This window comes from Streptomyces sp. NPDC026092, assembly GCF_040638605.1.
Taxonomy (GTDB): domain Bacteria; phylum Actinomycetota; class Actinomycetes; order Streptomycetales; family Streptomycetaceae; genus Streptomyces.
On record NZ_JBEZYN010000006.1, the window covers coordinates 299,266 to 325,048 of the forward strand.

At 71.8% G+C, this 25,783-nt stretch carries 25 protein-coding genes and 1 tRNA gene; 15 read left to right on the plus strand and 11 right to left on the minus strand.

The window, feature by feature from the left end:
* The first annotated feature begins 245 nt into the window (after positions 1-245).
* Positions 246-812 (plus strand): flavin reductase family protein, encoded by a 567-nt coding sequence (locus tag AB0F56_RS12720; RefSeq protein ID WP_362007574.1) that lies wholly within the window; start codon positions 246-248, stop codon positions 810-812.
* Positions 813-844: 32 nt separating this feature from the next.
* Here AB0F56_RS12720 and arfB read toward each other — a convergent pair whose 3' ends face one another.
* Positions 845-1,273, minus strand: a complete 429-nt coding sequence (arfB, locus tag AB0F56_RS12725; RefSeq protein WP_362007576.1) for an alternative ribosome rescue aminoacyl-tRNA hydrolase ArfB — start codon at positions 1,271-1,273, stop codon at positions 845-847.
* 141 nt (positions 1,274-1,414) lie between these two features.
* On the opposite strand from arfB, the gene AB0F56_RS12730 reads away from it, so the two are divergent.
* Both AB0F56_RS12730 and AB0F56_RS12735 read left to right on the plus strand, forming a co-directional pair.
* Complete coding sequence (locus tag AB0F56_RS12730; RefSeq protein WP_362007578.1) at positions 1,415-1,990, plus strand: TerD family protein; 576 nt, start codon at positions 1,415-1,417, stop codon at positions 1,988-1,990.
* Positions 1,991-2,263: 273 nt separating this feature from the next.
* Positions 2,264-2,920, plus strand: a complete 657-nt coding sequence (locus AB0F56_RS12735; protein ID WP_362007581.1) for a DUF4232 domain-containing protein — start codon at positions 2,264-2,266, stop codon at positions 2,918-2,920.
* A gap of 9 nt (positions 2,921-2,929) precedes the next feature.
* Here AB0F56_RS12735 and AB0F56_RS12740 read toward each other — a convergent pair whose 3' ends face one another.
* Together AB0F56_RS12740 and AB0F56_RS12745 are read right to left on the minus strand one after the other, a co-directional pair.
* A complete protein-coding gene (locus AB0F56_RS12740) occupies positions 2,930-4,303 on the minus strand; it encodes a M1 family metallopeptidase (RefSeq protein WP_362007891.1) in 1,374 nt (457 codons plus the stop codon).
* A gap of 156 nt (positions 4,304-4,459) precedes the next feature.
* Entirely contained in the window at positions 4,460-5,002 is a 543-nt protein-coding gene (locus AB0F56_RS12745; protein ID WP_362007584.1) for a heme-binding protein, read from the minus strand.
* Between the two features lie 385 nt (positions 5,003-5,387).
* Here AB0F56_RS12745 and AB0F56_RS12750 point away from each other — a divergent pair, with 385 nt between their 5' ends.
* The 4 genes from AB0F56_RS12750 (at position 5,388) to AB0F56_RS12765 (ending at position 9,012) form a co-directional block, all read left to right on the plus strand.
* A complete protein-coding gene (locus AB0F56_RS12750; RefSeq protein WP_362007893.1) occupies positions 5,388-6,521 on the plus strand; it encodes a sensor histidine kinase in 1,134 nt (377 codons plus the stop codon).
* Positions 6,518-7,144 (plus strand): response regulator transcription factor, encoded by a 627-nt coding sequence (locus AB0F56_RS12755; RefSeq protein WP_362007586.1) that lies wholly within the window; start codon positions 6,518-6,520, stop codon positions 7,142-7,144. Before AB0F56_RS12750 ends, AB0F56_RS12755 begins: the two co-directional genes overlap by 4 nt.
* Positions 7,145-7,219: 75 nt before the next feature.
* A complete protein-coding gene (locus AB0F56_RS12760; RefSeq protein WP_362007589.1) occupies positions 7,220-8,452 on the plus strand; it encodes an FAD-dependent monooxygenase in 1,233 nt (410 codons plus the stop codon).
* Between the two features lie 59 nt (positions 8,453-8,511).
* Positions 8,512-9,012: a hypothetical protein gene (locus tag AB0F56_RS12765; RefSeq protein ID WP_362007896.1), complete on the plus strand. Its 501-nt coding sequence runs from the start codon at positions 8,512-8,514 to the stop codon at positions 9,010-9,012.
* 39 nt (positions 9,013-9,051) lie between these two features.
* Here the strand turns inward: AB0F56_RS12765 and AB0F56_RS12770 are convergent, their stop codons facing one another.
* The gene (locus AB0F56_RS12770; RefSeq protein WP_362007591.1) at positions 9,052-9,729 is read right to left on the minus strand and encodes a pentapeptide repeat-containing protein; all 678 of its coding nucleotides are present in this window, start codon (positions 9,727-9,729) and stop codon (positions 9,052-9,054) included.
* A gap of 109 nt (positions 9,730-9,838) precedes the next feature.
* Between AB0F56_RS12770 and AB0F56_RS12775 the strand changes: the two genes are divergently transcribed.
* Both AB0F56_RS12775 and AB0F56_RS12780 read left to right on the plus strand, forming a co-directional pair.
* A complete protein-coding gene (locus tag AB0F56_RS12775) occupies positions 9,839-11,005 on the plus strand; it encodes an FAD-dependent oxidoreductase (RefSeq protein WP_362007593.1) in 1,167 nt (388 codons plus the stop codon).
* Between the two features lie 56 nt (positions 11,006-11,061).
* Complete coding sequence (locus tag AB0F56_RS12780) at positions 11,062-12,060, plus strand: zinc-binding dehydrogenase (RefSeq protein WP_362007596.1); 999 nt, start codon at positions 11,062-11,064, stop codon at positions 12,058-12,060.
* 417 nt (positions 12,061-12,477) lie between these two features.
* Here the strand turns inward: AB0F56_RS12780 and AB0F56_RS12785 are convergent, their stop codons facing one another.
* The 3 genes from AB0F56_RS12785 to AB0F56_RS12795 are packed head-to-tail and all read right to left on the minus strand — an operon-like array spanning position 12,478 to position 14,677.
* Positions 12,478-12,954: a GNAT family N-acetyltransferase gene (locus tag AB0F56_RS12785; RefSeq protein ID WP_362007598.1), complete on the minus strand. Its 477-nt coding sequence runs from the start codon at positions 12,952-12,954 to the stop codon at positions 12,478-12,480.
* Between the two features lie 60 nt (positions 12,955-13,014).
* Positions 13,015-13,935 carry an aminoglycoside phosphotransferase family protein gene (locus tag AB0F56_RS12790; protein WP_362007600.1) on the minus strand — a complete coding sequence of 307 codons (921 nt, stop codon included), beginning with the start codon at positions 13,933-13,935 and terminating at the stop codon, positions 13,015-13,017.
* A 52-nt stretch (positions 13,936-13,987) separates the two neighbouring features.
* A complete protein-coding gene (locus AB0F56_RS12795; RefSeq protein WP_362007603.1) occupies positions 13,988-14,677 on the minus strand; it encodes a thioredoxin domain-containing protein in 690 nt (229 codons plus the stop codon).
* A 140-nt stretch (positions 14,678-14,817) separates the two neighbouring features.
* Between AB0F56_RS12795 and AB0F56_RS12800 the strand changes: the two genes are divergently transcribed.
* Positions 14,818-16,227, plus strand: a complete 1,410-nt coding sequence (locus tag AB0F56_RS12800) for an FAD-dependent oxidoreductase (RefSeq protein ID WP_362007605.1) — start codon at positions 14,818-14,820, stop codon at positions 16,225-16,227.
* A gap of 68 nt (positions 16,228-16,295) precedes the next feature.
* Here AB0F56_RS12800 and AB0F56_RS12805 read toward each other — a convergent pair whose 3' ends face one another.
* Both AB0F56_RS12805 and AB0F56_RS12810 read right to left on the minus strand, forming a co-directional pair.
* Complete coding sequence (locus AB0F56_RS12805; protein WP_362007608.1) at positions 16,296-18,389, minus strand: restriction endonuclease; 2,094 nt, start codon at positions 18,387-18,389, stop codon at positions 16,296-16,298.
* A 91-nt stretch (positions 18,390-18,480) separates the two neighbouring features.
* Positions 18,481-18,559, minus strand: a tRNA-Thr gene (locus tag AB0F56_RS12810).
* Between the two features lie 173 nt (positions 18,560-18,732).
* Between AB0F56_RS12810 and AB0F56_RS12815 the strand changes: the two genes are divergently transcribed.
* The 5 genes from AB0F56_RS12815 to AB0F56_RS12835 all read left to right on the plus strand — a co-directional run bounded on the left by AB0F56_RS12815 (position 18,733) and on the right by AB0F56_RS12835 (position 22,940).
* A complete protein-coding gene (locus AB0F56_RS12815) occupies positions 18,733-19,314 on the plus strand; it encodes a transposase (RefSeq protein ID WP_362007611.1) in 582 nt (193 codons plus the stop codon).
* 6 nt (positions 19,315-19,320) lie between these two features.
* Positions 19,321-20,106, plus strand: coding sequence for an RNA-guided endonuclease TnpB family protein (locus AB0F56_RS12820; RefSeq protein ID WP_362007614.1), 786 nt, complete (start codon positions 19,321-19,323; stop codon positions 20,104-20,106).
* Between the two features lie 349 nt (positions 20,107-20,455).
* Positions 20,456-21,553 carry a sn-glycerol-3-phosphate ABC transporter ATP-binding protein UgpC gene (gene ugpC / locus AB0F56_RS12825; protein ID WP_362007617.1) on the plus strand — a complete coding sequence of 366 codons (1,098 nt, stop codon included), beginning with the start codon at positions 20,456-20,458 and terminating at the stop codon, positions 21,551-21,553.
* Positions 21,554-21,756: 203 nt separating this feature from the next.
* Positions 21,757-22,170 carry a hypothetical protein gene (locus AB0F56_RS12830; protein ID WP_362007620.1) on the plus strand — a complete coding sequence of 138 codons (414 nt, stop codon included), beginning with the start codon at positions 21,757-21,759 and terminating at the stop codon, positions 22,168-22,170.
* Between the two features lie 50 nt (positions 22,171-22,220).
* Positions 22,221-22,940 (plus strand): nucleotidyltransferase family protein, encoded by a 720-nt coding sequence (locus tag AB0F56_RS12835; protein ID WP_362007623.1) that lies wholly within the window; start codon positions 22,221-22,223, stop codon positions 22,938-22,940.
* A 78-nt stretch (positions 22,941-23,018) separates the two neighbouring features.
* On the opposite strand, the gene AB0F56_RS12840 is transcribed toward AB0F56_RS12835, so the two are convergent.
* Both AB0F56_RS12840 and rlmB read right to left on the minus strand, forming a co-directional pair.
* Positions 23,019-24,599 (minus strand): DoxX family membrane protein, encoded by a 1,581-nt coding sequence (locus tag AB0F56_RS12840; protein ID WP_362007626.1) that lies wholly within the window; start codon positions 24,597-24,599, stop codon positions 23,019-23,021.
* 199 nt (positions 24,600-24,798) lie between these two features.
* On the minus strand, positions 24,799-25,758 hold the full coding sequence (gene rlmB / locus AB0F56_RS12845; RefSeq protein WP_362007628.1) for a 23S rRNA (guanosine(2251)-2'-O)-methyltransferase RlmB: 960 nt from the start codon (positions 25,756-25,758) through the stop codon (positions 24,799-24,801).
* Between the last annotated feature and the right edge of the window lie 25 nt (positions 25,759-25,783).

A 25,783-nucleotide genomic window follows, 5' to 3' on the forward strand; every position in this document is an offset into this window, starting at 1 on the left:
CCACTGAATCACAGCGAGCTGTGCACCCGGTACACAGGGTCAACAAATACTGCACTCTGTGACTCAAGTCACAAGGGGCGGGTGGAGTCTCGGGAGGCGCCCGGAACGCGCCTCCGCGCCTTCGTGAACGCAAAGTGAACACGGCCGTACGATCCCGGGGGCGATGGTCCTAGGACCGGCGGGGGTGCTTGGCCTGGTCCCGGGGTCCGATGTAGGGGGGCGTGCGCCGGGGCTAGCGTGCGGGTGTGCTGACGACGACGCCTTCCCCGCCCCCCACCTCGGATCTGGCGATCCCTCATGCTGAGGGGGTGAGCAACGACGAGTTCCGGGCGGCGATGTCCCGCCTGGCGGCGGGCGTAGTCCTGGTGACGGCGCACGATCCGGACGACGGCCCGCGCGGTGAGGACGTCGGGATGACGGCGACCGCGTTCATGTCGGTCTCCCTGGACCCGCCGCTGGTCCTGGTGAGCCTGCGCAACGGCTCCCGCATGGACGACCTGCTCGCCGAGGTCCCGGTGTGGGCGGTCTCGGTCCTTTCCGAGCAGCAGCGCCACATCGCGGGCCGCTTCGCGATGAAGGGCCGGGTGAGCGACCGCCTGCTCTTCGCGGACGTCCCCACGATCCGCGGCGAGGAGAGCGGCGCCCCGCTGCTCGCGGGCGCCCTCGCGACGCTCGAATGCCGTACGGAGAACCGGGTGGTGGCGGGCGACCACACCCTGGTGGTGGCCCGGGTCCTCACGGCGAACGTCCCGACGGCGACGGAGGACAACCCGCTCACGTACTTCCGGGGGAAGTACCGCCGGCTGGGGTGACCCCGGGCAGTCGTTCCGCCGGGGCGTGGGGGTCACCCCCAGCCGCGGCCCTGGCGGCCCCGTTTCGTCTCCGCGCGCTGCTTCTTCACCCGGAGCCGGCGCTCGTTGATCCCGCGCGGGATCTTCGTCGCCCGCCGGGGCTTCGGCGGCGGGGCCGTCGCCTCCGCGAGCAGCGCGGCCAGGCGGACGGCCGCCGTCTCGCGGTTGCGCCACTGCGAGCGGTGCTCCGACGCGCGGACCGTCACCACCCCACCGACGAGCCGCGAGGCGAGCCGTTCGAGCGCGCGCGCCTTCCAGACCTCGGGCAGCGCCTCGGTCGACGCGAGGTCGAAGCGGAGCTCCACCTGCGAGTCGCTGGTGTTGACGTGCTGCCCGCCCGGCCCCGACGACCGCGAGAAACGCCACATGAGCTCGGCCTCGGGCAGCGAGACGGAGCCGCGGATCAGATAGGGACCGGACATGCGTCCATGTTCCCCGGACGGGCTCCCGCACGTCATCCTGTTTTCGTATGGATTCCGCAGCATGGAACCGGCGGGGCATCGTCCGCGTTATCCCGGGTGACGAACGCAGGACCACATGAAGCACGAAGAAAGGGACTTCCCATGGCTGTAAGCCTGTCCAAGGGCGGCAACGTCTCCCTGACCAAGGAGGCTCCGGGCCTGACCGCCGTCACCGTGGGCCTCGGCTGGGACGTCCGCACCACCACCGGCACCGACTTCGACCTCGACGCCTCCGCCATCGGCGTCGACGGCGCCGGCAAGGTCGCCTCCGACGCGCACTTCGTCTTCTTCAACAACAAGGCGACGCCGGACCAGACCATCGTCCACACCGGCGACAACCGCACGGGCGAGGGCGGTGGCGACGACGAGCAGATCAACGTCAACCTCGCGGCCCTCCCGGCCAACGTCGACAAGATCGTCTTCCCGGTCTCCATCTACGACGCGGTCAACCGCTCGCAGAACTTCGGCCAGGTGCGGAACGCATACATCCGCATCATCAACCAGGCCGGCGGCGCCGAGATCGCCCGCTACGACCTCTCCGAGGACGCCGCCGTCGAGACCGCCATGGTCTTCGGCGAGCTGTACCGCAACGGCCAGGAGTGGAAGTTCCGCGCGGTCGGCCAGGGCTACGCCTCCGGCCTCGAGGGCATCGCCCGCGACTTCGGCGTCAACCTCTGACGTACGGATCGACCCGACGATCACCCAGGGAGCCCCGGTGCGCACGGCGCGCCGGGGCTCTCCCCTGTCCGCGCACCGTCCCCGCCCCCGCGTCCGCGAGCGGAATGTCGACCTCTGGTCCTGACTCCGTAACGGTCGCCCGGGCCACGGATGCCCCCGATGCCGCCCGGGCAGAGGATCGGTCGAGCACACGATCCAGCCAAGCGACGTACACGGGGGCTACTCATGGGCACTGCTCGCTCAGCCAGATGGAAGACCTGCACGCTCGGGTTCGTGGCCGCCGCCGCGCTCCTGACGACCACGGCCTGTCAGTCCGACGACCCGCCCGCCGACGCCAACAAGCCCACGGCGTCCGCCACTCCGTCGTCGGCCACGCCGCCGGCCACTCCCTCGTCGGCCGCCCCGCCGACCACGACACCGCCCACCACGCCCGCTCCCCCGCCGAGCGAGCCGGGTGACGGCGGTACGACGACCGCCCAGGCCTGTACCGACAACGACCTGTCGATCGTCACCTCCGCCTGGCGGCAGGACTCCGGCCAGCACCTGCTCATCACGGCCACCAACTTCACCGACAAGCCCTGCACCCTCTACCACTACCCGCGCATCGGCTTCGGCGCCACGATCGACGGCCCGATCCCTCCGACGGGGCCCAAGGCGAAGGCGATCGCCACGATCGGGCCGAAGCAGAAGGCGTACGCGGGCCTGGTCCTCTTCAAGGGCGGTGAGCAGACGGTCGCCGTGGAGGCGGTCTCCATCGGCTACCAGGACCGCGTCCTCGGCAGCAACGACGACGTGGCGATGCTCGACGTCTCGTTCCCCAAGGAGCTCGGCTCGGGGAACGTCGGCCCCAACCCCAAGACCACGTACTGGCACCGCGACCAGCGCACGGTCGAGGACATCCTGTTCCGGTCGGGCGCGAGCGGGTCGTAGCCCCGGGGCTCAGTCCGGCTGCGCCGGCTTCCCGTCCCCGTACAGCCACACGTCCCACACGTCGTCCAGGTCTTCGCCCGCCACGTCCTCCACGTAGGCGGTGAAGTCGGCGGTGGAGGCGTTGGCGTGACGGTGGGTCGCCGGCCAGCCGGCCAGGATCTCGGAGAACGTCTCGTCGCCGACCCGCTCCCGGATCTTGTGGATGACCATCGCGCCCCGCTGGTAGATCGGCGGGTCGAAGAGGTTCTCGGCCGAGGGCGGTTCGGCGGGCGGGAAGGCCCAGTTGGCGTCGGACTCGAACGCCGCCTCGAAGCTGGTGCGCGCGGGGACGTCCTCGAAGTCCTCCGCGTACAGCCACTCCGCGTACACCGCGAAGCCCTCGCTCAGCCAGATGTCCTGCCAGGTCTCGGGCGTGACCGAGTTGCCGAACCACTGGTGCGCCAGCTCGTGCGCGAGGATCTCCGGCGTGAAGGCGTCCATCGGGAAGACCGGCCGGGTCTGGGTCTCCAGGGCGTAGCCCGCGTCGCCGGTCCGCTCGACCACCGCTCCGGCGGCGGAGAAGGGGTACGGGCCGAAGTTCTTCTCCTGCCAGGCGAGGAGCTCGGGGATACGGTTCAGCAGCTGCTCGCTCCGCGCGGCGACCGTCGGGTCGGCGGCGGTGAGCACGGGCAGCCCGGACGGGGTCGCCGACAGCTTCGTCGTGTACTTGCCGATCCCCACGGTCGCGAGGTAGCTCGCCATCGGCTCGGCGACGTGCCAGACGGTCGTGGTCCGGCCGTTCGCGGTCCGCTCGGAGGTCCGTACGCCGTTGGCGACGCCCTGCGTGCCGACCGGGACGGTGAGCGTGATGTCGTACGCCGCCTTGTCGGAGGGGTGGTGGTTGCCGGGGAACCAGGCCATGGAGCCGGTCGGCTGCCCCAGTGCGAGGGCGCCGTCGGCGGTCCGCAGCCAGCCCTCCCGCGAGCCGTCCGGGTCGGTGATCGTCTCGGGTACGCCGGAGTACGTGACCTTCGTACGGAATTCCTCGCCCTTGTCGATGTCGACGCGGGGCCGGAGCGTCAGCTCGTTCCCGGCGCGGTTGACGGCGGCCGGGGCGTCGTCGACGGAGGCGGAGTCGACGGTGAGACCGGCGAGGTCGAGGTTGAAGGCGCTGAGGTTCTGGGTCGCGCGGGCCGTGATCATGGCCGTCGCGTCGAGGCGGCCGCGCTTCGGGTCGTAGCGGAGGTCGAGCGCGTAGTGGCTGACGTCGTAGCCGCCGTTGCCCAGCTTGGGGAAGTACGGGTCGCGCAGCCCGGCCGCGCCGGGCGTGCCCTGCACCCCGCCGATGTCGATGCCGCCGCTCCCGCTCGCGCCGACCGTGCCGCCGGTGCAGCCGACGAGCACGAGCAGCCCGGCGACGGCGGTCGCCAGGGCGGTTCGGCTGCGTATGTCCACGAATCGATCTTAGGCGGGGGTACGGCGAAGGTGCCGCCCGGCGGGGGTCCGGGCGGCACCTGTCGTACGACTCGCAAAGGCGAGCCGAGCCTTACCTACCGAGTCCTACTTGGCGAGCGCCGCGGCGCCGGCCTGCGCGAACTTCTCGTCCAGGTCGCCGGTCGGGGCGCCGGCGACACCGATGCCGGCGATCGGGGCGCCCTTGGCGGTGACCGGGACGCCGCCGCCGAGGAACAGGGTGCCGGGGATGTCCTTCAGGTTCGGGGCCTGGGCGAGACGGCCGGCGAGGACGGAGGTCGGGGCGTTCCAGGAGACGGCCGTGAACGCCTTGCGCTCGGCCGACTCGTAGGACTGCGGGCCGGCGCCGTCGCCACGGAGGGTCACGATGGTGTTGCCGTTGCGGTCGACGACGGCGACCGAGACGCGCTGGTTCTCGTCCTCGGCGGCGTCCAGGGTGGCCTGCGCGGCCTTGGTGGCGGCCTCGATCGTCAGGTGCGTGGACTGCTGCAGGTTCTGGTTCGACGCGTCGGCCTTGACGGCGGCGGCGGGCGCGGCGGCCGGGGCGGAGGCGTTCGCGGAGACGGCGCCGAAGGTACCGGCGGCGACGACGGCGGCGGTGGCGGCACCGAAGACGATCTTCTTGTTCATGGCGGGCTCCTCTGGAAAGGCCGGGGGTATCGCGTGGGCAGTGGTCGAGGCGGTCGGTGCCGTCCGGTGGGGGCCGGCGGTTCCTTCGCTCTGCCATCGATCCTCCGGCCGTTTCCGGGCCCGTACGGTCCACGGACCGGCTGCCGCCGTCGCGCATGATGGACGACGGGGGTGTCAGCCGATCGGTTGATGGCCCTCTGGTCCTCCTGGGCCAGGATGGGTACGTAGCCCCAGGTCAGAGGAGTTTCGAGTGACGGCGCACGACCCGGCCCCGGACGACGACCCGGACGACGGCCGCCGGTCCGACCCGGACGACGACGGCCACCGGTCCGACGCGGACGACGACCACCGGTCCGACCCGGACGCGTACTGGCTGGCGCGGGTCATGCACCTCGCGTTCTTCCTCCTCCTCGGCGCCTCCCTGGTCCGCTTCCTCCTCCGGCACCCGTGGGAGGACCGCAGCCCCTGGATCGTCGCCCTCTCCGGCGCCCTCGCCGCGCTCTACCTCCTCGGCCCCGTGCTCGGCACCCGCGCCACCCCGCGCCGGATCGCCTGGCTCTTCACGGTCGTGGCGGTCTGGATGGTCCTCGTCCTCCTCGCGCCGAGCTTCGCCTGGTGCGCGGTGCCGCTCTTCTACACCGGGCTGCGCACCCTCCCGCCCCGGGCCGCCCTCGTCCTCGTCGCCCTCCTCACCGCGTTCGTGGTGATCGCCCAGGTCCAGCTCTCGGACGACGGCTTCGACCCGAACCTGGTCTTCGCCCCGCCGGCCGTCGCCGCGATCGCCACCGCCGTCTTCGTCCACGCGCAGCGGCAGGCGGAGCGGCAGCGCGCCCTGATCGACGACCTGATCCGCACCCGGCGCGAGCTGGCCGCGACCGAGCGCCGCGAGGGCACCCTCGCCGAGCGCCAACGGCTCTCGATGGAGATCCACGACACCCTCGCGCAGGGCCTGTCCAGCCAGCAGATGCTGCTCCAGGCGGCCGAGCGGACCTGGGACAGCGACCCGTCGACCGCCCGCCGCCACGTCCGTACGGCCGAGTCCATTGCCGAACGCAACCTCGCCGAGGCCCGCCGCTTCGTCCACGACCTCGCCCCCGCCGACCTCGCCGAGGGCGGCGGCCTCCAGGAGGCGCTGCGTACGGTCGCGGGGCGCGAGTCGGCCGCCTTCCGGGTCGACGGCGTACCGGTCCCGCTGCCCGAGCGCGTGCAGTCGGCGCTGCTGCGCATCGCGCAGGGCGCGCTCGCCAACGTCCGCGAGCACGCCTCCGCCACCTCCGCCGCCGTGACCCTGACCTACCTCGACGACCAGGTCGTCCTCGACATCGCCGACGACGGGCGCGGCTTCGAACCGCCGGCGCCGGACCGCGCGCAGAGCGGTGTCCGCGGCCACGGGCTGCCCGCGATGCGCGTGCGGGCCCAGCAGCTCGGCGGCACGCTGACCGTGGAGTCCACCCCCGGCGAGGGCACGGTCCTCTCCGTCGCCATCCCCCTGTCCACGACCCTGGAGGCCGGTCCATGACGGTACGGATCCTGCTCTGCGACGACCACGCCGTCGTCCGCGCCGGGCTGCTCGCGCTGCTCGGCAGCGCCGACGACATCGAGGTCGTCGGCGAGGCGGGCAGCGGCGAGGAGGCGGTCGCGATGGCCGCCAAGCTCCGCCCGGACGTCGTCCTCATGGACCTCCAGCTCGGCCCCGGGATCGACGGCGTGGAGGCGACGCGCCGGATCGCGCGGGCGCGCTCCGGCGTGCACGTCCTGGTCCTCACGACGTACGACACGGACGCCGACGTCACCCGCGCCATCGAGGCGGGCGCGACCGGGTACCTGCTGAAGGCGGAGCGCCCGGAGGAGCTGTTCGCCGCGATCCACTCCGCCGCCCAGGGCCGTACGACCCTGTCGCCGCCGGTCGCCAGCCGGGTCATGGACCGGATGCGCGGCGCGGCGGGCCCCACGCTCACCGACCGCGAGCGGGACATCCTGGGCCAGCTCGCGCACGGTCTCGGCAACCGCGAGATCGCCCGCGCGCTCTTCATCAGCGAGGCGACCGTGAAGACCCACCTGGGGCGGATCTACGCGAAGCTCGGCGTGGACACACGTGCGGGCGCCGTCGCCGTGGCGAAGGAACAGCGCCTCCTCCCCTGAGACTGCTACCCTGCGTAGCCGCTCCGTCATGGAGCGTTGTCGAGCTGTGTCGAGCGTTGTCGAGTGGGAGCGCGCGTGAAGATCGCCTGCGTCGGCGGTGGGCCCGGCGGCCTGTACTTCTCGATCCTGATGAAGCGGCAGGACCCGTCCCACGAGATCACCGTCTACGAACGGAACCCGGCCGGCTCCACGTACGGCTGGGGCGTGACCTACTGGGCCGGGCTCCTCGACAAGCTGCGGGCGGGCGACCCGGAGTCGGCGGACGCGATCGGCGCGGCCTCGGTGACCTGGACGGACGGCGTCGCGATCGTCCGCGACGAGCGGACCGTCCACCGGGGCGACGAGGGCTTCGGCATCGGCCGCCGCCGGATGCTCAACCTGCTCGCGGAGCGGGCGGAGGCCCTGGGCGTACGGATCGAGTTCGAGCACGGGATCCCGGGCCCGGACGCCCCGGAGCTGGCGGACGCGGACCTGGTCGTCGCGGCGGACGGGGTCAACAGCGCGCTGCGCGAGGCGTACGCCGGGCACTTCGGCGCCGAGATCGCCTCGGGCCGGAACCACTACATCTGGCTCGGCACGACGAAGGTCTTCGACTCCTTCAGCTTCGCCTTCAAGGAGACGGAGCACGGCTGGATCTGGTGCTACGCCTACGGGTTCAGCGGCGAGCAGTCGACGTGCGTGGTGGAGTGCGCCCCGGAGACGTGGACGGGCCTCGGCCTGGACCGGATGGGCGAGGCGGACAGCCTGAACGTGCTGGAGAAGCTGTTCCACGACCTCCTGGACGGCCAGCGGCTCATCGGCCGCGCGCAGGAGGACGACGCGGCGCAGTGGCTGAACTTCCGCACCCTGACGACCCGCGCCTGGCACCACGGCAACCTGGTCCTCCTCGGCGACGCCGCCCACACCACCCACTACTCGATCGGCGCGGGCACGACGCTGGCCCTGGAGGACGCCCTGGCACTGGCTGAAGCGCTGCGGGGCACGGGCGGGGACGGTACCCCGGGCGACTCCCTCGACGCCGCGCTCACCCGCTACGGCAGGCGGCGGCGCGCCGAGCTGCTCTCGGCGCAGAGCGCGGCCCGCTACAGCGCACGCTGGTACGAGAACCTCCCGCGCTACATGCGGCTGCCCCCGGGCCAGATGTTCGCGCTGCTCGGCCAGCGCCACTCGCCCCTGCTCCCGCACATCCCGCCGCAGCTCTACTACCGGATCGACCGCGCGGCGGACGGCCTGGAACCCCTCCGCCGCCTGAAGCGCTGGCTGGGCCCCCGCCTGGCCCGCACCCTCCACGCCCGCTCTCGGGGCTGAGGGGGGGGGAGGGGCCCGCCACGGGCGAGCCGACGTCCGGACGCGTGGGACCATCGTCTGTGCTCGACATCGGCTACTCCCTCTCGCGTCGCTTCCCCGACCCCCCGCAGACCGACTACCGGCGCGCGGACGTCCACGCGCTCCGCCACGATCTGTTCTGCGGAGACGTGTACCTGGCCGACCCCAAGTCCGACCGCGAGGTGTCCACAGCCTGGGGATGGGTGCCGGTGCTCGACTTCGCGTGGGCGCTGTGCGACATCGTCGAGCAGCTGGACCGCGACCCGCGCGGCAGCCGCTCCTCGAAGCGCCAGTACGCCGAGCTCGACTTCACCGAGTCCTCGGACCTGATGCTCTTCGAGCGCCGCTTCGGCTGGGTGGACGTGGAGGCCGACTGGATGCCGGGCGACGAGCCCCCGCTCACCTTCGGCCACCGCGAGCTGCGCCGCGAGGCCCGCGACTTCCTGCACGACCTGGTCGCCGACCTCACCGACATGCACGAGGGCCTGGGCGACAACCCGGTGATCTGGGACCTCCAGGCCCGCTTCCCCCGCGTCCCGTAACGTCGCGTCCCGTAACCCCGCGTCCCGTAACGCTCCCCCTCATCCCTGGTCCTCCACCCGCACCCCCAACTGGGCGGCGAACAGCGGCGCGAGGTCCAGCAGTTGCCCCGTGCTGATCACGGCCCCCGCGAGCGCGTCCACCCCGCGCGCGATCTCGATCCGCTGCACCGTCCGCAGGTCGACGTCCGTCATCCGGACCCCGCTGAAGTCCACCCCCGTGACCGCACAGTCCCGGAACTCCACCCGCTCCAGGACCGCACCCCCGAAGTCGGGCTCGGCGAGCACGCAGCCGTCGAAGACGACGTCCTTCAGCTTCGCCTTGCGCAGATTCAGATAGTCGATCTTCCCTCCCCGCACCAGGACCCGCTCCAGGACCGACCCGTGCAGCTGCGTCCCGCCGAGCCGCGCGTCCACGATCTCCACGTCGCGCAGCGACGCCCCCGCCAGATCCGTACCGACGCCCCGGATGCCGCCCAGGACGGAGTCCATGAAGCGCGCGCTGCGCAGGCGCGTCTCGTCCAGCGCGCAGTCCCGCACCGCGCAGTCCAGGAACCGCGCCCCGGTCCCGCTCTGCCCCGCCAGATCGAGCCCCCGGAACTCCAGCCCGTCGTAGTCCCCGTCCGGCGCGAGCTCTCCCCCCTCGTACGCCTCCAGCGGCGGCAGCCGCACCTCCGCCCGCCGCGCTGCCGCGATCTTCTTCTTCCTGCCCGTCGTCATGGATCCATGGTGCCGGGCACCACTGACAACGGCCCGATGTCACAGCCGCGGCCCCTCCGCGCGTCTCCCCGGTACCACCGACACCACGAGGGAGAAGGAGAACAACGGGATGCAGCGCACCATCACCGTCATCGGCGGCGGATTCGCCGGGCTCGTCGCGGCGATCACCGCCGCCGAGGCCGGCGCGACGGTCACCCTCCACGAGGCCCACGCCACGCTCGGCGGACGGGCCCGGACGGCCGAGGGCCCGTACCGCACCAACGAGGGGCCGCACGCGCTCTACCGCCGCGGCCCGCACTGGACCTGGCTCGCGCAGCGCGGCCTCGTCGGCCCGCTCGCGCCCCTGCCGCCGCGCGAGGCGGCCCGCTTCCGCTTCCACCACGCGGGCGCGCTGCGCCGCACCCCGCCCCTGCGCTTCCTGCGCCACACGCTCCGAACGGCCGAGCAGGCCCCCGTCGACACCGACTTCCGCACCTGGGCCACGCGGGTCGCCGGCCCCGAGGCGGCCGCTCAGGCCGCCGCGTACAGCGGGGTCGCCCTCTTCCACCACGACCCCGGCGCGCTCTCGGCCCGGTTCGTGCAGGAGCGGATGCACCGGGCGGCCGCGCTGCCGCCGGAGGCGACGTACGTCCGGGGCGGCTGGGGCAGGCTGGTCGAGCGGCTGGCGGGGCGTGCCCGGGAGCTGGGCGTACGGATCGAGACGAGCTCCCGCCTCACCGAACTGCCCGTCGCCGACGGCCCGGTGGTGGTGGCGACGTCGCTGGCGGCGGCCTCGGGGCTGCTGGGGGACGCGAGCCTGCGCGGGGAGAGCGGCCGTACGGTCCTCCTCGACCTGGCCCTGCGCACCCGCAAGGGCGACCCGTTCATCGTCTCGGACCTGGACGCGCCCGGCTGGATAGAACGCTTCACCGCGCAGGACCCGTCCCTCGCCCCGGCGGGCGAGCAGCTGATCCAGGCGCAGTTCCCGATCGCCCCGGAGGCGTCCAAGGCGGACGGCGTGGCGCATGCCGAGCGCCTGCTGGACCTCGGCTTCCCGGGCTGGCGCGAGCGCGAGGTCTGGCGCCGGGAGGCGGTCTCCGGGGGCCGCACGGGGGCGGTGGACCGCCCGGGCACGACCTGGCGCGACCGCCCGGCGGTCGACCGGGGCGACGGGGTGTACCTGGTGGGGGACGAGGTGGCGGCGCCCGGGGTGCTGTCGGAGGTGTCGTTCACGAGCGCGGTGGAGGCGGTGTCGCTGGCGCTGCGGACGAGAAGGCTTGACCTCAAGTCCACTTGAGGTCAGAGGCTGTACGCGTAGCCACACACCAGCCACCCAAAATCGGGGAGTTCACCATGCACGCGATCCGACTCCACGCCTTCGGCCCGGCCGAGAACCTCACGTACGAGGAGGTCGAGGACCCGGCCCCCGGCCCCGGCCAGGTACGGATCGCGGTCGCCGCCGCGGGCGTGCACCTCCTGGACACGGTCCTGCGCATGGGCCACACCGGCCCCTTCCCGGCCCCGGCCGAGCTGCCCACGATCCCGGGCCGCGAGGTGGCCGGCACGGTGGACGCGCTGGGCGAGGGCACGGACCCGTCGTGGCTGGGCCGGCGCGTGGTGGCCCACCTGGGCATGGCCCCCGGGGGCTACGCGGAGAAGGCGGTCGTCGACGCGGCGAAGCTGCACGCCCTGGCGGACCACGTGGGCGAGGCGGAGGCGGTCGCGATGATCGGGACGGGCCGTACGACGCTCGGGATCCTCCGGTTCACGGAGCTCGGCCCGGAGTCGATCGCGATCGTCCCCGCGGCGGCGGGCGGCATCGGCACCCTCCTCGTCCAGTACGCGAAGAACGCGGGCGCCACGGTCATCGGCCTCGCGGGCGGCCCGGAGAAGGTGGCCCGGGTCCACGAGAACGGCGCCGACCTGGCCGTCGACTACAAGCTCCCGGACTGGCCGGACCGGGTCCGCGCGTTCCTGGGCGCCAGGACGGCGACGGTCGTCTTCGACTCGGTCGGCGGCGACACGGGCCGCGCGGCGGTCGACCTCCTGGGCAAGGGCGGCCACCACCTGGTCTTCGGCTGGTCCAGCACGGGCCTCCAGGACGGCGAACCCCTCACGTTCACGGACGAGGAGCTCGCGGCCAGGGGCATCACCTCGGAGTCCGTCCTCGGCCCGACGATGCTCCAGAAGGCGGGCGGCGACATCCGCAACCTCGAAAGCGCCGCCCTCGCCGCGACCACCGAGGGCACCCTCCGCCCGGCCGTCCACCCCTTCCCCCTGGCCGCCGCGCCGGAGGCCCACCGGGCGCTGGAGACCCGGGGGACGATCGGGAAGGTGGTGCTCATCCCGTAGCGGAGGGCAGGCCGCCGACGGAGACGGCCGGCCCTCGGCAAGGGGTACCGGGGGCCGGCCGGATGGGCGCTGCTCAGGCGTCGTCGCGGAGGGCCAGCCTCATGATCGCGGCCCACAGTGCCTTGACTGCGAGTGCGACTGCGAACCGTGAGGCCAGTTCCTTGATCCAGGACTCCTTATCCTTTGCGGCCATCTTGCAACCTCCTCGTCCGGGCGTACGGCGAGCTGACGCTCACCGCCGAGGTGGCAGGGGAACCACCCCGAACGAGGAGGGGGACACCGGCCCCGGCGAGGCCCCCTTCGCCTCCGCCGGGGCCGGGCCCCCTATACACCCGGATCAATGAGGTTGCATGGATCCAGGCTACTCGTCGACGGCCCGTAACTCTCCTTACAAGCAAGTCAGTTGGCGCAAAATCACTACCCGCCCGTACCCAGCCTGTGGAGGGCGTCGTCCGTGAGCCGGTTCACCGTCCACTCGTCCATGGACACCGCGCCGAGCGACTTGTAGAAGTCCAGTGCGGGCTCGTTCCAGTCCAGGACCGACCACTCCAGGCGCTCGTACCCGCGCTCCACGCAGATCCGGGCCAACTCGGCCAGCAGCGCCTTCCCGTGGCCGCCGCCGCGGCTCGACGGGCGGACGTACAGGTCCTCCAGGTAGATGCCGTGGACTCCGCGCCAGGTCGAGAAGTTGAGGAACCACAGGGCGAAGCCCACCGGTTCGCCCTCGGGGGACTCCGCGATGTGGGCGTAGGCGGCCGGCTGCGGGCCGAAGAGGGCCTCGTGGAGCTGCTCGGGGGTCGCGCGGACCTCGTGCGAGGCCTTCTCGTACTCCGCGAGTTCGCGGACCATCGCGTGGATCACGGGCACGTCGGCAGGTGTGGCGGTACGAATCATGCCCCCAGCCTGCACCGCGTCAGCGTGCTCGTACCACCCGTCCGGCTACCGCCCGTCCGGCTACCGCCCGCCACCCGTCATCAGGCTCCGGGCGATCACGACCTGGTCCGGGTCGAGGGCCGGCTCGCCGTCCTCCACGTCCCACAGCCCGTTCTGCAACACCCGCCCCAGCGTCCACGCCAGCGCCCGCTCACGATCGAGCCCGAGCCGCTCCGTCAGCAGGTCGAACCGCCACCGCGTCACGACCGCCGGGTCCGCGCCCTCGTCGGCATCCTCGCCCCAGAGGTCCGTCAGCGCGGGAAGCAGATCGAACCCCGGGTCCCCGGCCAGCGGCTTCGGGTCGATGGCCAGCCACGGCTCGCGGTCCGCCGCGAGGATGTTGTCGTAGTGCAGGTCCCAGTGGAGCAGCCGGTCGCCCGGCTCGCCCATGACCTCCCGTACCGCCGCCGCGCAGTCCCGCAGCAGCGCCGCGTCCTCCGCGCCGAGCCGGGCCGCCGCGTCCGGGGTGTCCGCCACCATCCGCGCCGCGATCTCCCCGAGCCCCCGCAGGCCCTCCGGCGCGGGTACGGCGACCAGGCGGGCCAGCAGCTCCGCGAGGATCCGTACCGACTCCCGCGCGTCCCCCAGCGTCGACAGGTGCCGGCCCTCGTCGAGCCGCTCCAGCAGCATCGTGCCGGTCCCTGCGTCCTCCGCGAGGAGCCGTACGGCCCCGGCGCCGTCCCAGATCCGCAGCGCCTCCGCCTCGCCCGCGCTCTCCTCGTCGAGGAGCTGCATCTTCAGCGCCGCGCGCGTAGCGTCCGCGCTCCGGATCACCGGCAGCACCAGCGAGGCGACCCCGTACATCGAGGGCCCGGTCACCCGCAGCCCCCACCGGTCGAGGAACTCCCTCGCCCGCCCGGGCAGGGCCGCGACGAACGCGCGGCCGGCCTCCCCGTTGTACTTCGCCTGGGACACTGCCAGTTCAGCGGGAATCTCGATCACAGGACGAAGCTACACACGCGCGTGCGGAGGCACACCCGAGTAAAGCCCGCCCTCAGACACCCGCGTCCCGCAGCACCCGAGCGAACGCGTCCTGGTCGTACAGCGCGTCGCCGCCCACGCCCACCTGCCGGCCGTCGAGCAGCACCGTCGGCGTGCCGCCGACCCCCGAGTCCTCGAAGGCCTTCTCCGCCGAGGCGACCCAGTCGTGGTACGTGTCCTCCCGTACCGCCCGGTCGAACTCCGGACTCCGCAGCCCGTCCACCCGGTCCGCGACCTTCAGCGGGTCCTCCGCGCCGCCGCCCGCGAACAGCGCGGCCTGGAACTCGGCGAACTTCCCGGCCTCCGCCGCCGCCCGCATCGCGTTCGCCGCGCGCGCCGAGGCCGTACCGCCGGAGCGTGCGTCGAGGAAGGACGCGACGACGTACTCGATCCGTACCTTCCCCTCGGCCGCCGCCTGCGCGAGCGCCACGGCGCCGCCCTCCTCGAACTTGGCGCAGTAGCTGCAGCGCGGGTCGAGATAGACGGTGGCGGTGTGCGGCGCCTTCGCCTCCCCGACGATGATCTTCGGCCCCTCGACGACGGTCGTCAGGCCTGCTCCGACAACGGTCGTGGGCTCGGCGCCGTTCTCCGCGACCGACGCGGACGCGGACGTGGCGGAGGACGAACATCCCGCCCCGGCCAGCGCGACGGCCCCGGCCGCGGCCAGGGCCACGGCGACGCGAACAGTCCTGCGTACGGGCATGAAAGGGTCCTTTCGGAACGGCGTGGCGGCAACGAAATCCGCACCCTCGAACCTAGGCGCGACCCGCACCCCACCCACCGCGCCGAAAGACCCTGATCCGAGGGTCCAAGGCCCCCATCCCATCCAGTACCCTCCCGCCCATGGTCAGCAGGAGCAGCGGCAGCAGCACGATCAACGGCGGCATCTCGTTCTGGTACGCGCAGGAGGGCGCCCCCGCCCCGCGCGAGCCGCTGCCCGGGGACGCCACGGCGGACGTATGCATCGTCGGCGGCGGCTACACCGGCCTGTGGACGGCCTACTACCTGAAGAAGGCGGTGCCCTTCCTCAACATCACCGTCCTCGAGGCCAAGTTCTGCGGGTACGGCGCCTCAGGCCGCAACGGCGGCTGGCTCTACAACGGCATCGCGGGCCGCGACCGCTACGCCAAGCTCCACGGCCACGAGGCGGCGGTCCGCCTGCAGCAGGCGATGAACGCCACGGTCACAGAGGTCATGGAAATCTGCAGGACCGAGAACATCGAAGCGGACATCCACCAGGGCGGTGTCCTGGAGGTAGCGCACTCGCCGGCCCAACTCAGCCGCCTCAAGGCCTTCCACGCGGTGGAGATCGCGTTCGGCGAGAAGGAGCGCGAGCTGTACGGCGCCCGGGAGACGGCGGACCGCATCCGGGTCGCGGGCGCGGTCGGCTCGTCCTGGACACCGCACGGCGCGAGCCTGCACCCGGTGAAGCTGGTCAAGGGCCTCGCGGCGGCGGTCGAGGCGCTCGGCGTGACGATCCACGAGTCGACCCCGGTCACGGAGATCAAGCCGAAGCACGCGATCACCCCGTACGGCACGGTCCGCGCGCCGTACGTCCTGCGCTGCACGGAGGGCTTCACGGCCTCCCTGGCGGGCCAGCGCCGCACGTGGCTCCCGATGAACTCCTCAATGATCGCGACGGAACCGCTCACCGACGCCCAGTGGGCGGAGATCGGCTGGCGGGGCGGCGAAACCCTGGGCGACATGGCGCACGCGTACATGTACGCCCAGCGCACGGCGGACGGCCGCATCGCCCTGGGCGGCAGAGGCGTCCCCTACCGCTACGCCTCCAAAACGGACAACGACGGCCGCACGCAGCCCGAGACGATCGAGGCCCTGCGCGACATCCTCACCCGCTTCTTCCCGTCCCTCACGGGCATCGGCATCGACCACGCCTGGTCGGGCGTCCTGGGCGTCCCCCGCGACTGGTGCGCGACGGTCACCCTCGACCGCTCGACGGGCCTGGGCTGGGCGGGCGGCTACGTGGGCTCGGGCGTCGCCACGACGAACCTGGCGGCCCGCACCCTGCGCGACCTGATCCAACAGGACTCGGGCCAGTCGGGCCCCACCGACCTGACGGCCCTCCCCTGGGTCAACCACAAGGTCCGCAAATGGGAACCGGAACCCCTCCGCTGGCTCGGCGTCCAAACCATGTACGCGGCCTTCCGCCACGCCGACCACACCGAATCCACCACCCACACAGCAACCACCTCCCACATCGCCACCCTGGCCAACAGACTGTCGGGCCGCTGACACCGAACGCGAGGGCACACTGAAGGCCCCGGACCTCCACCAGGTCCGGGGCCTCTCGCCCGGAGCCGCTACTCCACCTCGATGCCGAAGTCGCCCACCAGCTCCGCAAGGCCTCCGCCGTAGCCCTTGCCGCCCAGAACGAAGTCCCAGTCACCACCGGCCCGCCGCCGGAACGACCCCAGCACCAGAGCGGTCTCCCCCGCCCGTCCGTCCGACACGTCGAGCCTGTCCAGCTCGGACCCCGAGCCGTCCCGCAGCCTGATCCCCGCGTCGACGAACCCCGCGAGATCCGCATCCGGGTTCACCTCCGGATCGACCGCCGCGACCAGCACCAACCGGTCGGCCCGCGCGGGCAGAGCCTCGAACGCGACCCGGACAGCGGCCTTGTCACCCCACAACGCGGGCACCATCCGCACCGCACCATCCGGTGTCGAGACGTTGTTGAAGAACACGAAGTGCTCCTCCCCCAGCACACTGCCTCCCTCGCACACCAACGCGCACACATCCAGAGCCACCGACCCCGACCACACCATCCCCAGCACGTTGACGTCCTCGTCTGCCCCAGGCGGAGCCGGCTCATCGGACACGACCGTCGGGACCTGCGACGCTCCCGTCCCCAGCCGGCCCCGCAAGCCGTGCTGATGCAGCAAGTCCACCAGCTCCGCACCCGAGATAAGCGTCAGCGGCTTGCCGTTGGCGAACGTGTACGACCCCGGCCCGAACCCTGACGTCGTCACCAGCACGCCCTTGTTGGCTCCCGCCCCCTGCACCGTGCCGTACAGATCACGCACCGCGCTCGGCGGCACCGTGTTCCGGTACCGCTTCGCCTGCACGATGATCGACCCGCCACTGATCGGATCCGGATCCAGTGCCTCCACGTCCACACCACCGTCGTTCGACCGCCGCGTCGTCACCGCCTGTAGCCCCCGCGCGCGGAACAGTTCGGCAACCAGACCCTCGAACGCGATCGGATCCATCGCCAGGAGATCGGGCTCCTCGCCCTCCCCGTGCAGCACCACGTCCGAGCCGACCTGCGCCGGCGCCGACAGAGGCGGCACCGCCACCCGCGCGTCCGGCTTCGCGGACAACTGCCCCGACAACGCCCCTGTCAGACAGTCCACCGCACTGACGAGCTCCAGATTCAGCTCGTCGAAGACCGTCCGCTCCACCACGACCGAAGCCAGACAGAGACGTGCGGCCAGCCCCGTCGCCGGATCCACACCATCCACGAATCCGTTCAGCGCCACGCTCCGCAAGGCACCGAAACGGTCGGCGGCGAAAAGCTCCCGCACCGCGAGCAGCACACACTGCGCCACCACATCTCGGTACAGCGCCCGCCGCTGCGTCACCGGCCGCGGGACCTCCTTCTCCTGGTCCGTACTGGGCAGGTACTTGACCCCCTTGGCCTCGGGCACCACGTCGTACCCTGGCAGATCCCAGTCCAGCACCAGCCCCCGAGCCCCACGGCCGTACGCGGCCGACACCTGCCGCGGAAACCCCTCCGGCCACGCCGTCGACGCGTACAGCACGGCCGAGAAGAACTCGACCACCGTCTCCGGGTCGCCAGCCCTCAGCGACTCCACGATCCCGGCGATCCCGCTGTTGTGCGCGCGGATCTCAGCCAACCGCCCCGCGGCCCACTCCTCGTACTGCGCCCGGTATACGGCCAACTGCTGCTGCCGCTGAGCCTCCGCCCCCTGCGCCGCGTACCAGTCCCGTTCGAACCTCGCCCGAGCCTCGCGCTCCGCCTGCGCCCGCCCCGACGCCGTCCAGGCGGCCTGCGCCTGGTAGTGCCGCTGATCCGGCATCGCCATCGGTTGCGCGAGCGGCCCCGGCGCGAACGGCTCGATCTCCTCCGACCACCGCATCGACTCCACACCGAACGCCGCAGCTCGACACCCCCGCGCCAACAGCCCCGACAACACCTCGACCCGCTCGTCCAGCTCCCGAGTCCGCCGCAACGCATCCGCGTCACGATGCTGCCGGTACGCAGCCCGCTGCTCCCGCTGCATGCTCGCCACATCACGCTCATGCGACCGCTGCGCCCGTTCCACGTCCCGCTGCTGTCGGAGCACCGCCTGCAGCTGCCCCTCCCGCTCCCGCTGTGCCAAACGCTGCGCCTCGGCCCACGCACCGATCAGCCCACTGGAACGCCGACTCATCCGCCGCACCCCTCCCCAGAACACCCCAGCCAGATACGCCCCCGTAACGCACAAGTGTCCCGGACCTGAGTGGTCCGGGACACGAGATTGGTGGAGCCCCCTGTCGGATTCGAACCGACGACCTGCTGTTTACAAGACAGCCGCTCTGGGCCGGACTGAGCTAAGGAGGCATTGCTCACGCGCGAGGCTCCCACTCTACACAGCACCGCGAACGACCAGCCAAGAACTTCACGACCGCCGTAACCAGCCGCCCACACGTTCGTTGATCGGACTGGAGTGCCGTTCCGACTATCGGACAGCAGGACGCGGAGGGGTGATGGCGGAGCCATCGGAAGGAGCACCGGTGCGGGTCGTCGGCGCCGAGGCCAAGCGCGTGAAACGTGAGGTACTGGGCATCGGCGAGCGGCGCAAACACCAGAGCCGCACAGCTGTCCCCGTACAGCGCCGCGCCAAGGAGGCCGGCACTCAGCAGCGGGTCTACCGCTACCGCTTCTACCCGACCCCCGACCAGGCCGAGCAGTTGCACCAGACCTTCGGTGCCTGCCGGTGGGTCTACAACGAAGGGCTGGCGCTGCGGTCGGGCGCCTGGGAGCAGCACCGGGTGTCCGTCGGGTTCGCTGAGACGTGTCGAGCGCTGACCGGATGGAAGCGGGCCGAGGGGAGGGAGTGGCTGCGGGACGTGTCGTCGACGGTGTTACAGCAGGCCTTGCGGCATCTGGACGGGGCGTTCTCGCGCTTCTTCAGGAGGTCGGCGAAGTATCCGAAGCGGAAGAAGAAAGGCCGCTCGCGGGATTCGGCGACGTACGTCCGGACGGGATTCCGGTGGGTGGAAGATCCGGAGCGGCCCGGTACGGGGTTGGTGACGCTGGCGAAGCAGTCGGCGCCCCTGGATGTGCGCTGGTCTCGGCCTCTGCCCTCTGGGTAGCTTCCTGTGCGCCTGAACGTGACGCGTGATCGTGCCGGCCGGTTCTTCCTCTCGGCGGTGGTCGAAGAGCGGATCGAGCCTCTGCCTCCCGTGTTCCGTCCCGGTGGCTCCGAGCCGAAGGCTGTGGGGCTCGACCTGGGTCTGGCAGCGCTCGTAACACTGGACGACGGCTCGGTGCTCGATCATCCGCGGCTGTTGAAGAAGTACGGGGATGAGCTGGCCCGTCGGCAGCGGGCGATGCATCGGAAGAAGCGAGGCTCGAAGAACCGGGGGAAGGCCAGGGAGCGCATCGCGCGTCTGTACGCCACCATCAGCGATGTCCGCAGGGACCTCCTGGATCAGTTCACCACCCGCCTCGTGCGCGAGAACCAAGTGCTCGTGGTGGAGGATCTTTCGATCGCCAATCTCATGCGCCGGGCGAAGCTCCGGGGGCGGCGCGCCAAAGCAAAACTCAATCAGTCGATCGCGGATGCAGCGTGGGGCGAGCTGCTGAGACAGCTGCGCTACAAGTGCGAGTGGTACGGGCGGACGCTGGTGATCGTGGACCGTTACTTCCCGTCTACACGACGCTGCTCGGACTGCCATGCGAAGGGTCCGCACCTGGATCTGTCCGTACGGAACTGGACGTGCCACGAATGCGGCTCGGGACACGACCGCGACGTCAACGCGGCAGTGAACCTGCGGGACGAAGGCCTGCGTCTCTACTGGCCTCTGGCGATGACGCTGCCACCCGGCGAGCAGCTGCCTCCAGTGATCAAGGTCCCGGCAAACGCAGTCGCCCCCTTTGCGTAGGTCGTGTCATTACGGACCGGCGGGCCGCCGGCCGTAACGCCTGTGGAGTCCGCGTAAGACCGGCCGGGTGCGCCCCCAGGGGCCGCACGACAGAGGGCGGCGGACGCTGATGCAGGAAGCGCTGTTCGCGAGGACAGTGGCCGCTCCGGGCATCTGGAGTGGAGAGGTCAATCGGATCGTCCGCACGTGCCCAACCAGGCAGCAGGCGAAATCACACCACCCGGAGCTACTGACAGGCACTCCCCCTGCCGGGTACCGTCACCCAGAGTCCACTCAGGTGGACTAGACCTGAACACACCTTCCACTCGGATCGTCCGGCACGTTCCTGCCGGTGAAGGGACACACCACCATGGCTTCTGTCACGTTCGACAAGGCGACCCGGCTCTACCCGGGTTCCGACAAGCCCGCCGTCGACCAGCTCGAGATCGAGATCGAGGACGGCGAGTTCCTCGTCCTCGTCGGGCCCTCCGGCTGCGGCAAGTCCACCTCCCTGCGCATGCTCGCCGGGCTCGAGGACGTCAACGGCGGCTCCATCCGCATCGGTGACCGCGACGTCACGCACCTGCCGCCCAAGGACCGGGACATCGCCATGGTGTTCCAGAACTACGCGCTCTACCCGCACATGACCGTCGCCGACAACATGGGCTTCGCCCTCAAGATCGCCGGCGTGAACAAGAGCGAGATCCGCGCCAAGGTCGAAGAGGCCGCCAAGATCCTCGACCTCACCCCGTACCTGGACCGCAAGCCCAAGGCGCTCTCCGGCGGTCAGCGGCAGCGTGTGGCGATGGGCCGCGCCATCGTGCGTGAGCCCCAGGTCTTCCTCATGGACGAGCCGCTGTCGAACCTCGACGCCAAGCTCCGTGTGTCCACCCGTACGCAGATCGCCTCGCTCCAGCGTCGGCTCGGCATCACCACCGTGTACGTCACCCACGACCAGGTCGAGGCCCTCACCATGGGCGACCGCGTCGCCGTCCTCAAGGACGGTCTCCTCCAGCAGGTCGACTCGCCGCGCAACATGTACGACCGCCCGGCCAACCTCTTCGTCGCCGGCTTCATCGGCTCCCCCGCCATGAACCTGGTCGAGGTCCCGATCACCGACGGCGGCGTGAAGTTCGGCAACAGCATCGTCCCGGTCTCCCGCGACGCGCTCTCCGCCGCCTCCGCCAAGGGCGACACGACCGTCACGGTCGGCATCCGCCCCGAGCACTTCGACGTCTCGGGCGCCACCAGCAAGGAAGGCCTGGCCGTCTCCGTCAACGTCGTCGAGGAGCTCGGCGCCGACGGTTACGTCTACGGCTCCGCCCGCGTCGGCAGCGAGGACAAGGACCTGGTCGTCCGCGTCGGCGGCCGCGCCGTCCCGGAGAAGGGCTCCACGCTCCACGTCGTGCCGCGCCCGGACGAGCTGCACGTCTTCTCCACCTCCACCGGTGAGCGGCTCTCCGGCTGACCCCACCTGAACCGCTCAACGGCCCCGTATCTCCTGTAGATACGGGGCCGTTCGCGTCGTCATTGGGTATGTCGACAAATACCCCGGCAGAGCGCTCAATTCGGGCACCTCGTCAACACCCGATTCGAAAAGCCGCCTCGAACCATCCCCCGCGAGAGTGACTAAATGTCGCCATATCATCACCGGCCGCTACGCTCGCCTCCGTGACGCACACTGCCCGCCGTATCGGCCGCTCTCTCGCCCTCGTCCTGCCCGTCGTCCTGGTGCTCTCCGGGACGCTCGCGGTCTCCGCCGTCCCGTGGGCCGGCAAGGGCTCCGACACCCAGATGCTCACCGCATCCTCCGAGGACGTCTCCGTCCCCGCCAAGTCCCGTGCCCCGCAGGATATTCTGCGCGACCGCCTCCTCGCAGAGCTTCAGGAGAAGGACCCCGGCACCGCGTTGACGCACCTCCAGCGCGAGATCGAGAACACCCCCTCCCTCGCCAAGCACTGCATGTCCATCGCCCGCGCCCTCGGCAAGGCGGCCGTACGCCACTACGGCCCCACCCGCGCCCAGTCCTACTCCCGCCCGGTCTGCGACACCTCGTTCGCGACCGGCGTGATGTACGCGAGCTGACCCCGCGACGCTGAACGGCTGCCTCATCCGGTGCGCATATCGTTCGCGGTATGGAAACCTCCCCGACGCAGGCCGTGGTCCTGGCGGGCGGCCAGGGCTCGCGCCTGCGCCCGTACACCGACGACCGCCCCAAGCCGATGGTCGAGATCCCCGGCACCGGGACCCCGATCATCGGCCATCAGCTGTCCTGGCTCGCCGCCGAGGGCGTGACCGACGCCGTCGTGTCCTGCGGCCATCTCGCCGAGGTGCTCCAGGACTGGCTCGCCTCCGCCGATCTTCCGCTGCGCGTGAAGACCGTCGTCGAACCCGAGCCGCTCGGCCGTGGCGGCGGCCTCAAGTACGCCGCCGCGCACCTGCCCGAGCCCGCACAGCCCTGGTACGCCACCAACGGCGACATCTGGACCCGCTTCTCCCTGCGTGAGATGGCGGCCTTCCACGCCGAACGCGACGCCACCGCCACCCTCGCCCTCGCCCGCCCCCGCATCCCGTGGGGCGCCGTCGAGACGGACACCTTCGGGCACATCACCGACTTCATCGAGTCGCCGCCGTCGCCGTACCTCATCAACGCGGGCGTGTACGTCTTCTCCGCCGCGTTCACCGAGCTCCTCCCCGACCGGGGCGACCACGAGCGCACCACCTTCCCCCGCCTCGCCCGCGAGCGCCGCCTCGCCGGCTTCCCGCTGCCCCAGGGGGCCTACTGGCGCGCCATCGACACCGCCAAGGACCTCACCGAGGCCGCCAAGGAGTTGGCCGCCCAGCGTGCCGTGTAAGAGCTCCTGAGTACGTACGCCGAAGGGCGGCACCGCCTTTGCTCGCGGTGCCGCCCTTTGTCCTGCGTACGCCTGCCCTCAGCCCAGCAAGCCGCCGATCGGGTTCCTGTTCCCCCCGCTGCCGCCCGAGGACGAGCCGCTCGTCGGCTCGCTCGTGCCCGTGCCGCCGCCGCTGCCGCCGTTCGAGCCGCCCGAGCTCGTCGGGCCCGAGCTGGTCGACGGCGGGGCCGCCGGCCTCGACTGGGTCGGGGTACGGGTGCCGGTGCCCTGCGTCGAGGTCGGCCGGCTCCCCTCCGCCCGGCCGGTCTCGCGGGCGGACTCGGTCGGCTCGGCCGTCTCGTCCTTCTCGCTCTCCCCGCTCGCGCCCTGCGTCGCCGACGGCTTGGGCCGCGTGGAGGCGGACTGGGACGGGGTGCGCTCGCCGGGCTCCGCGGGGAGCGTCCGGCCGGGCAGGTGGTTGATCGGGTCGTCGTTCGGACCGGGCACGGTGACCATCTCCGCCGACCGCACCGCCCCGCCGAGCACCGAACCGGCGAGCAGCGTCAGACCGACGACGACCGAGGTGACGAGCGCGCCGCGGCGCAGGACCCGGCGGCGCAGCTCCCACAGCTCCGAGCGCGGGCCGAGCGTGCGCCAGGCCTCGCCGGCCAGGCGGCCGTCGATGGAGTAGACGGGGGCGCCGGCGATGATCAGCGGGGACCAGGCGGCGAGGAAGATGATGTCGGCCGAGTCGTAGACCGGGACGGTCTTCCAGCTGACCGTCAGGAGCAGGGCCGCCGACAGCAGGGCGCCGATGACGGCGCCGACCCGCTGCCAGAGGCCGAGGACGGTGAGGACGCCGACGACGACCTGGAGGAAGGCGACGGTCAGTCCGGCGCCGACGGGGTGCTGGAGGGCGAAGTCCCGCAGCGGTTCGGCGAGGGCCCACGGGTTCAGCGAGTTGAGCCACTTGACCATGGAGCCGCGCTCGCCGCCGTCGAAGTAGACGGGGTCGCAGAGCTTGCCCATGCCCGCGTAGATGGAGATGAAGCCGAGGAAGACGCGGAGCGGGAGGAGGACGACGCCGAGGTTCATCCGGCGCCCGGGGTAGTAGGCGTGCCGGACCGGGTCGGCGCCGTGGCGCTGCGACGCGCGGGCGCCGAACTCGTCGCCGTCCGCCCCGTCCCCGTACCCCGCGTCTCCGTACGAGCCCCGGCGCGACAGCTCGTACGGAGCCTCGTACGGCTGGTCGAAGGCGCCTTCGGCGCGGCGCATCGGGGGGAGCAGCGGCGCGTCGGCGGGGACGACGGGCGTCGGCATCGTGTCGTCGATCCGCGGGATGGCCTGCGTGGCGCCCGCGTCGAGGTGCCCGGGGGGCTCCATAGTGGAGACCGACGACTCCCGGACGGCCTGGAGCAGTCCGGTGGCCCCGGGTGAGGACTTGCCGGTCCACACGACGGGGCGGCGGCGCCCGGCGGCCCCGCCCGCCGCTGCTGCCACTCCGGCGAGGGCCGGACCGCGAGAGGCGGCGGCGAACTTCGGCTGCTGGGCCGGCGCGAGCCGCACACGGAAGCTGGCGTGGTTCACGATGACCTGCGCGGGATCGGAATCCACCTTGAGCATGCTCAGCGCGGGCTGATCGTCGAACCCCGGCCGGGGCGTTCTGGTGTCCACACTCATCTAACCGAGTGACGGGGGGTTTGGACACTGCCTTGACGGGCTCGGAATGTCCGAGACCCGTCAAGATCGCGCCATTCGTACCGGTGTACGGGAAGACGTACGGGAAGACGTACGTGAGGGATACGGGACGGCTACGGGAAGGCGTACGCGAAAGGCCCAGCTCAGCGAGCTGGGCCCTTCCCTGAGTGCCGTGCCGACGTCACTTCGCGCGGCGGCGGGCGACCTCGTAGAGGACGATGCCCGCGGCGACACCGGCGTTCAGCGACTCGGCGCCACCGGGCATCGAGATGCGGACGCGGTAGTCGCAGGTCTCGCCGACGAGGCGGCCGAGGCCCTTGCCCTCGCTGCCGATGACGATGACGACCGGGCCGTCCAGCGCCTCCAGGTCCTCGACCGTGTGCTCGCCGTCGGCGGCGAGGCCGACGACTGTGAGGCCCTCCTTCTGGAAGCCCTCCAGGGCGCGCGTCAGGTTGGTGACGCGGGAGACCGGCGTACGGGCGGCGGTGCCGGCCGAGGACTTCCAGGCGCCCGCGGTCATCCCGGCCGCGCGGCGCTCGGGGACGACCACGCCGTGACCGCCGAAGGCGGAGACGGAGCGGACGATCGCGCCGAGGTTACGGGGGTCGGTGACACCGTCGAGGGCCACGATCAGCGGGTCCTCGTGGGCGTCGTAGGCGGCCGCCGTGAGGTCCTCGGGGTGCGCGTACTCGTACGGCGGGACCTGGAGGACGAGGCCCTGGTGGTTCAGGCCGTTCGTCATCCGGTCCAGCTCCTGGCGCGGGGCCTCCATCAGGTGGATGTTGCCCCGGTCACCGGCGAGCTTCAGCACGTCGCGGACGCGCTCGTCGTTGTCGATGAACTGCTGGACGTACAGCGTGGTCGCGGGCACGCCGTCGCGGAGCGCCTCGAAGACCGGGTTACGGCCGACGACCATCTCCGAGGTGCCCTTGGGGCCGCCGCGGCGGGGCGCGGGGCGGCGCTTGGCGGCCTGTCGGGCGATGGCGTTGGAGACGCGGAACGCCTTGTGGCCCTTGCGGTCCTCGGCCTTCGGCGTGGGGCCCTTGCCCTCGAGGCCCTTGCGCCGCTGGCCACCGCTGCCGACCGTCGCGCCCTTCTTGTTGGACGTGCGGCGGTTCCTGCGTTGGCTGTTCCCGGCCATGACTACCTAATCCTCGGTGTTGCGT

Coding starts and splice junctions, on each gene's coding strand:
- AB0F56_RS12835 (WP_362007623.1), top strand. CDS start 22,221: ATGGAAACCTCCCCGACGCAGGCCGTGGTCCTGGCGGGCGGCCAGGGC.
- AB0F56_RS12730 (WP_362007578.1), top strand. CDS start 1,415: ATGGCTGTAAGCCTGTCCAAGGGCGGCAACGTCTCCCTGACCAAGGAG.
- AB0F56_RS12745 (WP_362007584.1), bottom strand. CDS start 5,002: ATGAACAAGAAGATCGTCTTCGGTGCCGCCACCGCCGCCGTCGTCGCC.
- AB0F56_RS12785 (WP_362007598.1), bottom strand. CDS start 12,954: ATGATTCGTACCGCCACACCTGCCGACGTGCCCGTGATCCACGCGATG.
- AB0F56_RS12840 (WP_362007626.1), bottom strand. CDS start 24,599: ATGAGTGTGGACACCAGAACGCCCCGGCCGGGGTTCGACGATCAGCCC.
- AB0F56_RS12770 (WP_362007591.1), bottom strand. CDS start 9,729: ATGACGACGGGCAGGAAGAAGAAGATCGCGGCAGCGCGGCGGGCGGAG.
- AB0F56_RS12755 (WP_362007586.1), top strand. CDS start 6,518: ATGACGGTACGGATCCTGCTCTGCGACGACCACGCCGTCGTCCGCGCC.
- AB0F56_RS12795 (WP_362007603.1), bottom strand. CDS start 14,677: ATGCCCGTACGCAGGACTGTTCGCGTCGCCGTGGCCCTGGCCGCGGCC.
- AB0F56_RS12750 (WP_362007893.1), top strand. CDS start 5,388: ATGCACCTCGCGTTCTTCCTCCTCCTCGGCGCCTCCCTGGTCCGCTTC.
- AB0F56_RS12775 (WP_362007593.1), top strand. CDS start 9,839: ATGCAGCGCACCATCACCGTCATCGGCGGCGGATTCGCCGGGCTCGTC.
- ugpC (WP_362007617.1), top strand. CDS start 20,456: ATGGCTTCTGTCACGTTCGACAAGGCGACCCGGCTCTACCCGGGTTCC.
- rlmB (WP_362007628.1), bottom strand. CDS start 25,758: ATGGCCGGGAACAGCCAACGCAGGAACCGCCGCACGTCCAACAAGAAG.
- AB0F56_RS12805 (WP_362007608.1), bottom strand. CDS start 18,389: ATGAGTCGGCGTTCCAGTGGGCTGATCGGTGCGTGGGCCGAGGCGCAG.
- arfB (WP_362007576.1), bottom strand. CDS start 1,273: ATGTCCGGTCCCTATCTGATCCGCGGCTCCGTCTCGCTGCCCGAGGCC.
- AB0F56_RS12780 (WP_362007596.1), top strand. CDS start 11,062: ATGCACGCGATCCGACTCCACGCCTTCGGCCCGGCCGAGAACCTCACG.
- AB0F56_RS12800 (WP_362007605.1), top strand. CDS start 14,818: ATGGTCAGCAGGAGCAGCGGCAGCAGCACGATCAACGGCGGCATCTCG.